Origin of the sequence: Couchioplanes azureus, assembly GCF_014648355.1 — a bacterium.
In the GTDB taxonomy this organism is placed as follows: domain Bacteria; phylum Actinomycetota; class Actinomycetes; order Mycobacteriales; family Micromonosporaceae; genus Actinoplanes; species Actinoplanes azureus.
Map to the genome: position 1 here is coordinate 199327 of NZ_BMQY01000007.1, position 13159 is coordinate 212485.

Below are 13159 nucleotides of genomic sequence, written 5' to 3' on the forward strand. Positions count from 1 at the left end.
CTCTTCTCGGCACGAGCGGGTGTTCCACGGACGTAAGCTACGGTGGGGGGCGCGCACGATCGGCAAGATGGAGCGTGCTACTCGTACCCGGTCGCGGCCCGAACGATCTCGGCAAACAAGCGCCAAGAGGCTTGCTCCTGAGCAGGCTCCGACGCTTCTACGGCCCGGGCACCGGCGAAGGCCGACAGCCCGTCGAGGAAACGGTCCAGGGTGCCGTTCTCCCACTCGGCCTCTCCCGTAGACCGGAAGTCAGCAAGCACAGCCGAGAGGAAGCGGGCGAACTCATCGCGCGTCCCGACGTTGCTCGGGTCAACGTCGGCGTGCCGTCCAGTCTCGTGGTTCACTGCACCATGGTGCACGAGGCGGCCGGCGACTACATGTTCATCGGGCCGCGCCCTACCGGCGGCATGAAAGTAAGCAGGTAGCACCTCGGCCGCCGGCGAGTGCAGCTCAACCAGGTCAGCCGGGGAAGGCCGTCCGCCGCTCAGGATGCCAGTCCACCGATTCGACCGCCGCGAGGTCAGTGAAGACCAGGACGGACTCGTCCAGGCGAACGAGGCGCAATCGATCGCCGCCCACCTCGTACGCTTCGCCAGCCATCAGCACTACAGGCCGACCTCTGACGCGGAGGACCACCTCGGCCACGACGCCTTCGTCGAGCACCACGGAGACCTCCTCGATCTCACCAGTCGGCAACATCGACAGATCTCGCAGGCGGTAGATGCCCGTCCACTCCGCTGATAGGTAGTCGGCATTCGCGCCCATTCGCAGACCGCAGACATCGTCGTCCTGATACGTGTGCACCGTCAGGAGAGGTCCATCGCCGAACCCGACCCCAACAATCAGCATTTGCAGACAGGATATAGCGGGGTCCTCGAACTGCGGACCACCACCGTCGGGAGCTTCATCACGCAGCGCCATCTCGACACCCGACCACGACGTCACGTGCCGACCGCGCAATCGATCGAACTCGTCGATGCAAGCCACCAGCCAATTGTCACGCGCCACGTCTCATTGTCACTGACGGTCCGGCCCGCGTGATCGCATCGGCACGCCGCGAGGGACTGTAAGAAATTCGGTGTAACTCCTGATCAAGGAGACACCTGATGATCGCGACGAGCGAGGCTGCCGTGGATACTTCCGCGGTGGCGAAGAAGAAGACTCCAGCGACCATGTCGGAGGGCGTGGACGCCGATTTGGTCGGTCGGCTGGTCGAGCAGGCCCGCGCAGCGGGCCTGCAGTTGACCGGTGAAGGCGGCCTGCTGCAGCAGCTGACCAAACGGGTGATCGAGGCCGCGTTGGACGGGGAGATCACCGACCACCTGGGCTATGAGAAACACGACCCGGCCGGTAAAGACGGCGGGAACTCCCGCAACGGGGCTCGGGCCAAGACGGTGCTGACCGATGTCGGCCCGGTCGAGGTCACCGTGCCACGCGACCGCGACGCCTCGTTCGAGCCGCAGATCGTCAAGAAGCGGCAGCGCCGGCTGACCGGCGTCGAGGACATGGTCCTGTCGCTGTCGGCGAAAGGCTTGACGACCGGGGAAATCAGCGCGCATCTGGCCGAGGTGTATGGCGCGGTCATCACTCGGTGGCCGTGTTCCTCACTGAGATTGTTGATGTTCGCGCCGCAGGCTTCGAAGATGCGCAGGCCGAGGAGGCCGAGCACGGCGATCAGCGCGAAGTCGTTGATGTTGGGCGACAACCGGGCAGCGGTGATCAGGGCTTCGAACTGCAGGTGTCCGAGCCCGAGGGTGGGTGACTCGGCAGGTACCGGTGGCCGACGGACGTAGTCGGCCGGCGAGTACGGCAGGATCTGGTCGATGACGCACGTCCGGTAGAAGCCGACCACCACCGATAGCCGTCGCGAGACCGTGGAGGGCTGGTAGTAGCGGGTCTCCTGCAGCCAGCGCACGTACCGTTCAATGTCGGCCCGACCCATCCAGAGCGGGTCCAGGTCCTGGTCCGAGCACCACGTTAGGAAGATCTTGAGGTCGGAACCGGTATGCAGTCGGGACTGGCCTCGGTAGCGGCCGAGGTACGCGGCCACTGCCGCGCGCAGAGCGCGGCCGTCGGGAGTGATCGCAGCTTGCTCGGGACTATTGAAGGCAGGCATAGCTCACGGTGCGTCACCACTGATGAAGACCGCCAGTGCCCGCGTTGCGGCAAATCCGGACGCCGGCAGCGCCCTTTGGGCGTTCGAGGTAGCTGGCTGATGTCGTCATACCGTAACTCCAGGCGGTAGCCTGGCGCGGCGGAGGCATGGCGTGGAGATCAGCACAACGGAATGGAAGACTGCGGGACGACGGCTGGTTGCTGCGGCCGGCAGTGTCGTGGGCACCCGGTATGACAAGAACTACGACATTTTCTACGTAGATTCCCCGCGTCTGCTGGCAGTCGTGGCCGACGGAATGGGCGACGGGCCAGCGAGTTCCACCGCAGGGCGCACCGCCGTGGACACTTTCGTCCGGCACGTCGGGATCGGAAACGGCCCATCTACGTTGCGCAGGGCCGTCGCCGAAGTTCAAGGGGCGGTACGGGCTGCCGGCCGCGGCCTACCTGATCTGACCGGATGCACGCTCACCGCCTTCGTTGGCGACTCCATTGACGAAGACGCGGCATGGCTGGTGCAGCTGGGTGATTCCCGGGCTTACCGCCTTCGCGATGGCCTGCTCGAACTTCTCACGGCTGACCATACGGCCGCATGGCTTGGCGTACTCAACGGCCAGTACACGCCGCAGTCTGCGCAGGGCCGATCCGCTCGCCGCCGGCTCACTCGATACGCCGGACACCCGCAAGCACCGGAGCCCGATGTCCTTAACGTGAGCCTTCGCCCAGGTGATCGAATCCTGCTGTGCACTGACGGAGTAAGCGACACGGTCGGCGACCAGGACATCGCTAACGCTCTGGCAGGGACCAGCAACCCGGCCCGAGCGGTGGAGACGCTCCTCGGCCAGTCCGCAGGCGGCGACGACAACGCCACCGCAGTCCTCATACACGTCATGTAGGCCAGGCCGCTCTTCAGCTCACACCGGGCTGACACGTGCTCGGCGGTAGATCCGATTGTCGAACAGAGGCAGCCTCGACTACCGAGCCCGACATGCTCACGGCAGTCGGCGCGCCCGCACTGCGGCAGAGCAATACTCCGTCGCACGCGGGTTGGGCAGTCAGATGCAGTCCTCGGAAGCTTGGCGCTTTTGATTCCGGCGCAGAGGATAATCGCTGTTGCGGCCGAGTCCACGCAGGGGAGGTTCAAGGCATGTCCATGACGTCGGGTGGCGCGCCCGGCTCGCACCTGGCTGCTGAGCTTGGCGCGATGGACAACAACATTTACGGCTTCATGCACAACGCCTCGGACCTGGAGTCGCTTGCGCGCACGTTTGCGCGGCTGGGATGGCAGGCTCGCAGGTCGGCAGAGGGCGAGTATGAGGTCGAATGCTGGTGGTGTCAGGTGAACCTCTTCGATTCCGGCGGGATGCCGAAGTTCGCCGGCGTGGTGGAGCCGACCCGCGTCGACGAGCTGGCGGACATCTTCCGCTCACTCGACGTTGACTATGAGATTGAGCTGTATGACGTCGAAGGGGAGCTCGTCCGAAAAATTCTGCCTTGAGTACGGCAGCCGATTCGCCGAAAATCAGCGCGCACTCTCATCGGCAAATCCGTGCACTCGTAGGGTCCCGCCGCCGAGCCGACTGACTGCGACCCAGCGTCATCCGGAGCGGCGGTCGGTTGCCAGCGGCGGCGCGGCCTTCGATGGTGTGCTGTTCGGCGGTGTGCCGGAGACAGCCACAATGAGGATCTGTTCGACCTCGCCAACACGACGCCGGGCGGGTCCGCGAGCGCCAAGAACGGCGTCGCGAAGATGTAGCTGCGGCAAGCGCACGTGTCGCCGCTGAATCTCGGGAAGCGGCCGTACCGGATCCGCCGGGATCGTTCGTCCGATCCCGGCGGGTCACGGAATTCCCGTGGCGGCCCGGGTTGCGCACCACCCGCCTGAGCTCTGTCGCGTGCCGGGACGGCCGGACTCCGCGCGTCGGTCAGGCGCCGCTCGCGGTCGCCGGGCCGGACAGCGATCAGTAGGTCCTCACGGTGAGCGGGCTCGAGCTGACGTTCATGGCGTTGATGTCCAGTCCCGACCACCACCGTTCGATGCAGGTGGTCGTCCCCGGCCTGATCTCCATGAACTCGATGCTGCCGGCGGGACGTAGTTGCTGCACCCGCAGCAGGCCGTAACCGTCCCCGACGTTGGTGCCGCACAGCGTCGTCGTGGTCCATGGCCAGGTGGACAGCACCACGCTGTCGCTGAAGAACGGCAACGACACCGGTCCTTCGCCGACGACCGGGTGGGTGGGGACAGCCACGGTTGCACCTTGTGCGTGACCGATACCGGGAGTTCCTCCGAGTACCGCCGCTGCGAGCGCCATGGCGACGACCGCGTGCCGGGTCGCTGGTCTCAGTCTCATCGTTCGATCCTGTTCTCTGGTGGCCGTCAGGGCGGGCCCGGCCGGGCATACGATCCGCAGCCGGTCAGGACCGCCCCCGGAACAGCCGGTGAATGGGCGTCTGGTTCCTGGGCGACGAGCAGTCGTCCGAGGTCTGCCCCGTCCGGGGACGCGGCCTGCGACAGGAATGGCTCGACCGGGTGGGGAGTGCCCAGGTGACGGAAGCAACCATGTTCGCCATTGGCAATTCGTGGTTTTCTTCTACGTTTCGGGAAAACAGTTGCCTGCGGATGCCGGCGTCAGCAGTTTCGCCAGACGAAGCGGTAGATCGTGCTGACCGAGGCGTCCGTGGAGTCCATGGTCATGATGCTGGTCGGCGTGCTCGACCGGCCGCTCACCCGGAGCTCGCTGTTGATGTTGATGTTCCGGATGGTGGAACAGGGGGCCCAGACGTAGGACTCGGCCCGGTGCGTCACGGTCCAGTTGTCGGTCTTGGGTCCGTTGAACGAGCGCTGCACCTCTGCCGTGGACGTGTTCCCGGCGAAGTAGTAGGACGCCTTCTGCAGGCCGGTGGCGTACCGCTCCAACTGCATGAAGCCACGGTAGGTGACCTCGGCGATGGCGTAGGTGAAGCCCTGCGGCACCCGGGCCTCGACCGCGAGCTGGCAGTTCTTCCGGTTCTCGGCCGGGCTGACGCCGCCGCCCCCTTGGGCTATGTAGCTGCTGTACGTAACGGTGAATCCCTCGTTGTCGGCGAACGGTGCCACCGTCGTGGTGCCGAGCGGACAGCCCGAACCATTGGCGGTCACCAGGCGTATGGTGATGCGCCCCGGAGGGGGATCTTGCAGCACAGAGCTGTTCGCAGCGGGCGCTCCGAGAGCCGGCAATCCTCCCACGAGGATCGACAGGGTCGCCCCCGTCACAAGCAGCGACTTCAGCAGTTTCGACATCGTGTCTCCATTCCCTGATGCCGAAGCGGTACGTTCCGACTCCACTTCGGCGATGGTGCGGACACGACGGTCTTCGGGCAGGGCGGTCAAGACGCGGGCATGCAGTTTTGCCGCTGCGGCACCCACGTCCGGCATGACAAGGTTCAGATCTTGACAAGGGCAAGGCCAATCTGGCGCCCATCCTTCGACCGTCTTTCCCTTCATGGTGGCGATCGACATTCAAGAGCACTATGGCCCGACCAAGAAGTTATTCATTGCAATAGAGATGAAGCCCGGCCGCACGCATTCAGGCGAGCAGATAAGGAGCCTGGGAAAAGGCGCGCTCCCGGAGTGCAGAACGATATTGTTCCGCACATCCACGCATCGATGGGCATTCACCCGGTCAAGTCGGGCTCCTGATCGTTTGCGAGCAAATCCAGCGGTATTGCGCACGATAACTGGCCCGGCACTGCGGGGCGCACCGCCCGGGCGACCCGCGCAGCGCGCCCCGACGGACCGGCACTGATGCGGCAGGCCGACCCGGAACCTGCGGCTGCGCGGCCCGGACGACACCGCGACGGACTCGAACGCCGCGGGACGCTCTGAGGGCGATCCGGTCGGGGCGACGTGCCGACAGTTGCGCCGCCGCGCCCCGATCGCGCGGGTACCCGCCGGCGGTCGGGGCAGGCGTGCCCCCGGGATCAGGTGCCGCGGTCGTGCGGGCGCGTCGGTTCTCTTGACCGCCGAATCGGCGCTTTACTATGGTACTAGGAAAGCAGTAAGGGGTTACCGTGTTCGTCTTCCGGCTCGACACCCACTCCGGCGTGCCGCCGTACCTGCAACTCGTCCAGCAGGTCCGCCAGGCGGTGCTGCTGGGCTTTCTCCAGCCCGGTGACCGCCTCCCGCTCATCCGCGAGGTGGTCGAGGACCTGGCGATCAATCCGAACACCGTCGCCAAGGCGTACCGGCAGATGGAGCAGGAGAACCTGGTCACCGGCCGGCCGGGCCAGGGCACGTTCGTCAATGAACAGCAGACGGCCGCGATGTCGGCATCGACGTACACGTCGCTGCGCCGCAGCCTGGCGACCTGGCTGCGCCGCGCCTACGCGGCCGGCCTCGACGAGCAGGCGGTCGACGCGCTTTTCACTTCCGTCCACCAGCAGACGAGGAATGAGGACGTGGCGTGACAGCGACCGAGTTCGCGCTGCGCACCGACGGTGTGGGCAAGCGGTACCGGAAGGGCTGGGCGCTGCGCGACTGCACCCTGGCCCTGCCGGCGGGCGGCGTGATCGCCCTGGTCGGGCCGAACGGCGCGGGCAAGACCACGCTGCTGCGCCTGGTCGTCGGGTTGCTGGCACCGAGCACCGGCACGGTGGAGGTCCTCGGCCACGACGTCACCGCCAGCACCCCGCAAACTCTGTCCCGGGTCGGGTTCCTGGCCCAGGACCACCCGCTGTACAAGCGCTTCACCGTCGCCGAGATGCTCCGCTTCGGCCGGGCCTGCAACCTGCGGTTCGACCAGGGGCTGGCCGAGCGCCGGCTGGCGAAGCTGGGCATCCCGCTCGACCGCAGGACCGGTACGCTCTCCGGCGGGCAGCAGGCCCAGGTGGCGTTGGCTCTGGCCCTGGCGAAGCGGCCGGACCTGCTCGTCCTCGACGAGCCGGTGGCCAGCCTCGACCCGCTGGCCCGGCACGAGTTCCTGCAGGTCCTCATGGGCGCGGTGGCCGAAGGCGGGGTGACCGTCCTGTTCTCCTCCCACGTCGTGCACGAGCTGGAGCGCGTCTGCGACCACCTGGTCGTGCTCGACCACGGCCGGGTCACGCTCGCCGGCGACATCGACACCCTCCTCGCCGAGCACCGGCTGCTCGTCGGCCCGCGCACGGCCACCGACCTCGACCGGGCCGGGGCCGTCGTGGAGGCCGTCCACAGCGACCGGCACACGACCCTGCTGGTACGCGACGGCGCCGTCCCGGCCGCGCCCGGGTGGCAGGCCCAGCCGGTCGCGCTGGAGGACCTGGTGCTGGCGTACCTGCGCCGGCCGTCCGAGCCGAGCGCCGCCGTCACGTCGGGAGCGGCGGCATGACGTGGTTGATCTGGCGCCAGCACCGGACCGAGGTCTGCGTCCTGGGTCTGCTTGTCGGCATGTTCGGCATTGCCCTGCTCGTGCTCGGGACGCAGGCCCACGACCTGTTCCCCGGCGGTCCCGCCCGGTGTGCGGGAGAGGCCGGTGTCGACGAGGACTGCGCGGCCTCCTTCCGCCGGCTCGACGAGGAGTACGGGTACGTCGAGAACCTCCTGGCGGGCTTCTATCTGGTCCCCGTCGTCATCGGTGCGTTCCTCGGTGCGCCGCTGCTCGCCCGCGAACTGGAGGACGGCACCTGGCAGCTCGCCTGGACGCAGGCCGTGCCGCGGATGCGCTGGCTGGCGGCCAAGCTCGCGGCACTGGCCGGCGTCACCGTCACGCTCACCGGGATGTTCACCGCGGTGCTCACCTGGTTCCGTCAGCCGTTCGACGCGTGGGAAGGGCGGTTCCAGTACGACGCCTTCGATCTGGAGGGACTTGTTCCGATGGCGTACGCGCTGTTCGCGTTCGGCGTCGCCACCGCCGCCGGGGCGATCCTGCGGCGCAGCCTGCCCGCGTTCGGCGTCGCGTTCGGGGCGTTCCTCGCCGCCCGGATGCCGGTGGCGCTGTTGGCCCGTCCCGCGTACGCCACCCCGCTCACCACCGTGGAGCCGGTCCCCGTCGGCGGCTCGAAGGACCTGGCGGGGCACCGGCCCGTGCCCAGCTTCGCCGACTGGACAATCGAACACGGCTACGCAGACGCCGCCGGGCGCAGGCTGAGCTGGACCGAGTACGAGGAGCTGGAGGGCGCCGCCGACCAGGCCGGCATCAACCTCAACCAGTTCCTGCACGCGCGGGGCATCCAGCAGTTCGGGGTCTACCACCCGGCCGACCGGTTCTGGACGTTCCAGCTCATCGAGGCGGCCCTGTTCGTCGCCGCCGCGGCGGTCCTGATCGGTGTGGTGGTGTGGCGGGTACGGCGCCGTGTGATCTAGCTTGATCTTGACCGGCGGTGAGCGTGTGGGTACCCCCGGCCTGTCATGCCCACATCCCTGGTCGATCACGGGGGCTGTCCTGTGTTCAGTGTGCAGGATGCTGCCCCCGCCGAAGGCGTTCGGGGAGCCGGCGACGTTCCGACGGGCGTTCTATGGCTGTCCGAGCGCGCGGGCAGACGCGTTGTCTTGAGCTGACCGACGCGGTGTTGTGCGCCGACGGGCCGGTGCGGTCGCTGGTGGAGTGGTTCCTCGTCGATGAGCATCGGCGGGGCCGGACGCGCAAACCTCACCAGAGCGGATTCGGTGTCACACCTACGGCCGGGGCCAGGATCAGCACGTGATGATCCCCGGCTGGCCGTACTCGTTCATCACCGCCCTGGTGCCCGGCCGCCGCTGTGCTGCGTCGGCCGACCCCGCCCCGACTGCCCGGTGCCACCGGGCGCCCGCCCCGCCACGGCGGCGAGTTCACGTCGCCCACCTCCCCTGCGGCGCCATCCCGAAACCGGTGTGGCTTTGGGCTCTCAGCCCCAGGCGGCACCCGCCGAACGTCGACCGGCTCTGGCAGGCGTTCCTGCGCCGCTTCGACATCGAGCACGCCTTCCGACGGCGCGACGAGTCGTAGCGGGCCTCCGTCGGCGTCCCGCAGGGGCACACCAAGCGCCGCCGTCGCCGGCGGAGACCGGTTGCCGGCGGAGACCGGTTACCAGCCCTTGCTCGGTGAACGCAGCCGACTGCACTGTCGCCCCAGATAGGGGAAGGATCCGGTTGAATGCTGTGGTGAGCCGCACAACATGATCAACGAGTAGCGCAGATGGCGGCTCATGGCGGTCGTTATGTGATCGGAGTCAGCAGCGCCACGATCGCCGAGTGGTCGAGCTCGACTGCAATGTCGAGCGCGGTCTTGCCGGTTTGTACGCCGCTGCGAATAGAGCGGTGCGGGTCGGCGCCAGCGGCGAGGAGCAACCGCACCATGTCGGCCTCTCCGCTGATTGTGGTCGCCATCAACGCGGTGCAACCGCTGTTCGTCGTGTCGTCGACGGCAAGGCCCTGCCGGAGCAGGAACGCGACGGTCTCTTGGCTGCCGGCGCCCGCGGCTTCCATCAGCGCGTTGTCGCCGGTGTGGTCTACCTGACGAAGGTCGGCCCCCGCGGCCTGCAGCATCCGCAACCCCTCACAGGTGCCGATCCGGGCCACCACCATCACCACCGACTCGCCCTCCGCCGTCGCGAAGCGGGGATCAGCGCCCGCGTCCAATAGAACCCTTATCACCGCAGGACTTCGAGCGGCGAGCATCAACGGCGACCAGCCGAAGTCCACCTCATCCGACTGGGGCACGTTGGGGTCTGCGCCGGCGGCGAGCAGCCGACGGACACCGTCAAGATCACCGCGCCAAACGGCATCATGAAGCGTGGGCCCAGCGCATCATTCGAGGAGGGCGGCTCCGAAGGAGACGGAGAAGCGGGCGCACCAGATGGTGATGCTGCGGTAGTCCTCCGGGTCGATGTCGTCCGGCACGCGGTAGACCTGGTCGCCGCGGTTGCCCTTGAGGCGGCCGAGCTCCACGTGGCGGCCGTCGTCGAAGACGCGCCAGGCGGCGACGCCGGTGCCGACGGTCTGGTCGGTCAGCCAGACGCGCAGGTCGGGGCCGTCCGAGGTGTCGAGGTCGGCCAGCTCGAGCTGGTGGCCGCCGTCCGGCGTGCGGACGAGGCGGGCGGCGCCGGTCGTCTCGTGCTCGTGGGTGACGAAGGCGCCCTGGCGCACGATCACCGGGCCGGGAGCAGGCGCCGCGGAGGGCCGGGAGGTGCCCGTGCCGGGCGACGTGCCGAAGGTGGGGGAGGCGGCGGGCGCCGCGGCGGAGAGCTGGTCCGTGACCGTGGTGCTCGTCCACAGCCGCCACGGCTGGAACCACTGGAGAGCGACCGCCGCGCCCGCGGCGAACAGGACGATGGCCACCCAGGTGACGGGCTTGGTGAGGAGTCGTCGGATCACGGGATCGAGTCAACCCGCCCGCTCGCGCCCGGGGAAGGGCTGCGGCGCTTACCAAGTTCTTACGGTTTCCGGCGGGCCGCGCGGACCAGGCCCTCAGGCGGCCACCCAGCAGCCGCGGCCGGCGCGCTTGGCCTGGTACATCGCCGAGTCCGCGGCGCGCAGCAGCGTCGCCGGGCGCCAGTCCGCCGCCGGGTCGTCCGGCATCCCGCCGGCGATGCCGATGCTCACCCCGACGGAGTACGTCGCGCCGTCGTGCTCGACCGGCAGGGCGACGTCGCGCAGCAGGCGCTCGGCCACCCCGACGGCGGCCGCGTCCCCGAGCCCGTGGAGCACCACGGCGAACTCGTCACCGCCCAGCCGCGCCACGGCGTCGCAGTCGCGGACGGCGGCCCGCAGCCGGGCGGACACCGCGCACAGGATGGCGTCGCCGGCCGCGTGCCCGGCCTGGTCGTTGACCGCCTTGAACCCGTCGAGGTCCAGGAAGAGCAGCGTGCTGCCGGGTGGCGACGCCTCCAGCCGCTCGCCGAGCGCGGCCCGGTTGAGCAGGCCGGTCAGCGGGTCGTGGGAGGCCTGGAAGCTGAGCTGGCGTTCGATGCGTTCGAGCGAGCGCAGGGCGGCGGTGAAGCGGACGAGGACGAACATCGTCGTCGCGATCGTCGCCGCGAACAGCACGCTGCGCTCCACCGGCGCATAGTTCGCGCGCAGGAACAGGATGGCGGGCGCGGTCAGCAGGGCCACGCCGAGGAACCACGGGCGCGCCGGGTGGACCGTCGGCGGCCGGTACGCCGGCGCGGTCAGCTCGCCGCTGTTGGGGTGCAGCGCGGCGCTCACCAGGACGGCGTTGCTGAGCAGGATCACGCCGGTGGCCACCATGGTGGCGAGGGCGTCCGACGGGATGAAGGAGATGCCCAGGTCGGAGGCGATCCGCAGGACCGCCGAGACGACCAGCAGCCCGGTGGCGCCGCCGCGGGTGCCGGGCGAGAAGACGACGAGCAGGACCCCGCCGAGGATGACGATGTCGCCGAGCGGGCCCATCACCGTCAGGTAGGCGTACAGCGGCTCCTCGGCCGCGTCCTGCAGGAACGGCGAGACCCAGACCACCCAGACGATGATGGACGCGGCCGTCACCAGGGTCAGCATGTCCAGCACCGCCGGGCGCAGCCAGCGTCCGGCCCGCCGCCGCGCCATGGTGGTCAGCGCCATGCCGTAGGCGAGGTACCCCGCGGTCCACAGGACCGCCTCGGCGATGCCGTCCTCCGGCCGTCCCAGCAGCAGACCGACGGGGTAGACGGCGTCTCCGGCCAGCCACAGGAACTGCCCGCCGGCGACCCACAGCCACGGCACCCGGTCGTGGGCCCGCTGCCGGCGCACGGCCAGTACCGCGGCCAGCACGCAGACCATCAGGTATGCGCCGAAGTACCACAGATCGCCCGTGGGGGTGGCCGCCGTGGCCGCGGACACCGTGGCCGCGAGCAGGGCGGCCATCAGGTAGAGCCACAGCGGCCGGTGCGTCATGTCCAAGCCATCGGTCGGGTGCGCGGCGGTCGTCAGCGCCGCGGCCGTGCCGCAACCCGACGGCACCCGACAAACTGCCGCCGGGGAACCGACCGGGCCGCAATGGCGAGAAGTGGGTATGTCGGCCCCGGACGGTGGAGGCAACACTGCGGTGGTCCCGTCACCGCCTCGAAGGAGCGCCCGACATGACCTCCCGCTCACCGTCGGCCCGGGTGCGGCGCCTGGCCGGCGTCGTGGCCGTCGCCACCGCCGGGGATCGGCACGGCCCGCGGGCACGTCCAGGTCACCGCCTACGGCACCGGCGGGGAGTGGTGCGCCGCCTCGAACGGGGCCGCCTCCGGGACCGCCGGGCGGATCCAGGTGAACGTGACGTCGGTGGGCGGCACCGGCACCCGCGGCAAGGTCGAGTCGTGCGACTCCGCCGGGCTCGCCACGGTGGCGTGCCACACCACCGGCGGGCGCCGGTGGACGCGTGCACCAGGTGGGCCCGTTCGTGATCGGCTGAGCGCCGGGCTCAGCCGGCGCCCGGCAGCAGGCCGAGCGCCCGGGCCCGGAGCACGGTCGCCAGGCGGTCGCCGGTGCCGAGCTTGCGGTACAGCGCGGCGAGGTGCTTGTGGACCGTGCCCGTGCTGATGCCGAGCCGCCGTCCGATGGCGGCGGCGGTGAGCGCCTCGGCGAGCAGCGCCAGGACGTCCATCTCTCGGGGGGTGAGCCGGCGGGTCCCCGGATCCGCCGGCTCCGCGGGGTGCGACGGCCGACGGGCGGCCGCGGGAAACGGGGGTGCGGCGGCCCGGGAGGACGCGGGAAACGGGGGTGCGGCGGCCCGGGAGGCCGCGGGAAACGGGGGTGCGGCGGCCCGGGAGGACGCGGGTCCGTCACCGGCATCGAGGGGGATGCCGGTGATCCGGGCCAGCCAGTGCGGCCGGGCGCCGCACCGGGCGAACTCGCCCCGGGCGGCCGCGATCTCCCGGTCGGCGCGGGCCGGGCTCGCCGTGTCCCGGTATGCGGCGCCCAGGTGGAGCCGGGCCCGGGCGATGCCGAGCCGGTCCCCGGAGCGGGCGAACAGCTCGGCCGCCCGGGCCGCGTGAGCGGCCGCGGCGCGCGGGTCGGCACGCAGCCCGGCGTGCATCTGGGCCATGGCGATCATCCCGGCGTGCCGGGGCAGGACGGGCCCGGTGCTCAGCCGGGCCGCGCCGGCCGCCAGCTCGGCGGCGAGCCGGCGGTCGC

13 protein-coding genes and 2 pseudogenes are annotated in these 13159 nt (G+C 69.7%); 6 read left to right on the plus strand and 9 right to left on the minus strand.

Features of this window, described 5'->3' with window-relative positions; genetic code table 11:
• Positions 1-77: 77 nt before the first annotated feature.
• Positions 78-344: a DUF7660 family protein gene (locus IEY99_RS24545; protein ID WP_189206414.1), complete on the minus strand. Its 267-nt coding sequence runs from the start codon at positions 342-344 to the stop codon at positions 78-80.
• Positions 345-459: 115 nt separating this feature from the next.
• Positions 460-987 (minus strand): hypothetical protein, encoded by a 528-nt coding sequence (locus tag IEY99_RS24550; RefSeq protein WP_229799205.1) that lies wholly within the window; start codon positions 985-987, stop codon positions 460-462.
• A 185-nt stretch (positions 988-1172) separates the two neighbouring features.
• On the opposite strand from IEY99_RS24550, the pseudogene IEY99_RS24555 reads away from it, so the two are divergent.
• From IEY99_RS24555 to IEY99_RS24565, 3 genes and pseudogenes are all read left to right on the plus strand, one after another.
• Positions 1173-1587, plus strand: a pseudogene (locus IEY99_RS24555) (transposase); the annotation flags it as partial.
• A gap of 680 nt (positions 1588-2267) precedes the next feature.
• Positions 2268-3008: a PP2C family protein-serine/threonine phosphatase gene (locus tag IEY99_RS24560; RefSeq protein ID WP_229799206.1), complete on the plus strand. Its 741-nt coding sequence runs from the start codon at positions 2268-2270 to the stop codon at positions 3006-3008.
• A 251-nt stretch (positions 3009-3259) separates the two neighbouring features.
• Positions 3260-3610, plus strand: a complete 351-nt coding sequence (locus IEY99_RS24565) for a hypothetical protein (RefSeq protein WP_189206416.1) — start codon at positions 3260-3262, stop codon at positions 3608-3610.
• A gap of 463 nt (positions 3611-4073) precedes the next feature.
• On the opposite strand, the gene IEY99_RS24570 is transcribed toward IEY99_RS24565, so the two are convergent.
• A complete protein-coding gene (locus tag IEY99_RS24570) occupies positions 4074-4361 on the minus strand; it encodes a hypothetical protein (RefSeq protein ID WP_189206417.1) in 288 nt (95 codons plus the stop codon).
• A 380-nt stretch (positions 4362-4741) separates the two neighbouring features.
• Positions 4742-5611 carry a DUF4360 domain-containing protein gene (locus IEY99_RS24575; RefSeq protein WP_229799207.1) on the minus strand — a complete coding sequence of 290 codons (870 nt, stop codon included), beginning with the start codon at positions 5609-5611 and terminating at the stop codon, positions 4742-4744.
• A gap of 551 nt (positions 5612-6162) precedes the next feature.
• On the opposite strand from IEY99_RS24575, the gene IEY99_RS24580 reads away from it, so the two are divergent.
• Genes IEY99_RS24580 through IEY99_RS24590 form a run of 3 tightly spaced genes read left to right on the plus strand, consistent with a single transcriptional unit; the run spans position 6163 to position 8428 of the window.
• Positions 6163-6558, plus strand: coding sequence for a GntR family transcriptional regulator (locus tag IEY99_RS24580; RefSeq protein ID WP_189206418.1), 396 nt, complete (start codon positions 6163-6165; stop codon positions 6556-6558).
• A complete protein-coding gene (locus tag IEY99_RS24585) occupies positions 6555-7454 on the plus strand; it encodes an ABC transporter ATP-binding protein (RefSeq protein ID WP_189206419.1) in 900 nt (299 codons plus the stop codon). Before IEY99_RS24580 ends, IEY99_RS24585 begins: the two co-directional genes overlap by 4 nt.
• Complete coding sequence (locus IEY99_RS24590) at positions 7451-8428, plus strand: ABC-2 membrane transporter-related protein (RefSeq protein WP_189206420.1); 978 nt, start codon at positions 7451-7453, stop codon at positions 8426-8428. The genes IEY99_RS24585 and IEY99_RS24590 overlap by 4 nt, the downstream gene beginning before the upstream one ends.
• Positions 8429-9259: 831 nt before the next feature.
• On the opposite strand, the pseudogene IEY99_RS24595 reads toward IEY99_RS24590, so the two are convergent.
• From IEY99_RS24595 to IEY99_RS24615, 5 genes and pseudogenes are all read right to left on the minus strand, one after another.
• Positions 9260-9826, minus strand: a pseudogene (locus IEY99_RS24595) (ankyrin repeat domain-containing protein); the annotation flags it as partial.
• Between the two features lie 24 nt (positions 9827-9850).
• On the minus strand, positions 9851-10417 hold the full coding sequence (locus IEY99_RS24600; protein ID WP_189206422.1) for a DM13 domain-containing protein: 567 nt from the start codon (positions 10415-10417) through the stop codon (positions 9851-9853).
• A 93-nt stretch (positions 10418-10510) separates the two neighbouring features.
• Complete coding sequence (locus IEY99_RS24605) at positions 10511-11932, minus strand: GGDEF domain-containing protein (protein ID WP_189206423.1); 1422 nt, start codon at positions 11930-11932, stop codon at positions 10511-10513.
• Between the two features lie 290 nt (positions 11933-12222).
• Positions 12223-12366, minus strand: coding sequence for a hypothetical protein (locus tag IEY99_RS24610; protein ID WP_194505973.1), 144 nt, complete (start codon positions 12364-12366; stop codon positions 12223-12225).
• A gap of 80 nt (positions 12367-12446) precedes the next feature.
• Positions 12447-13159: helix-turn-helix transcriptional regulator (locus tag IEY99_RS24615; protein ID WP_189206425.1), on the minus strand; the 713-nt coding region annotated here is incomplete at its 5' end.

What these genes read in the sequence shown, in the direction of transcription:
- IEY99_RS24575 (WP_229799207.1), bottom strand. Translation starts at nt 5,611, where the DNA reads ATGTCGATCGCCACCATGAAGGGAAAGACGGTCGAAGGATGGGCGCCA.
- IEY99_RS24590 (WP_189206420.1), top strand. Translation starts at nt 7,451, where the DNA reads ATGACGTGGTTGATCTGGCGCCAGCACCGGACCGAGGTCTGCGTCCTG.
- IEY99_RS24605 (WP_189206423.1), bottom strand. Translation starts at nt 11,932, where the DNA reads ATGACGCACCGGCCGCTGTGGCTCTACCTGATGGCCGCCCTGCTCGCG.
- IEY99_RS24565 (WP_189206416.1), top strand. Translation starts at nt 3,260, where the DNA reads ATGTCCATGACGTCGGGTGGCGCGCCCGGCTCGCACCTGGCTGCTGAG.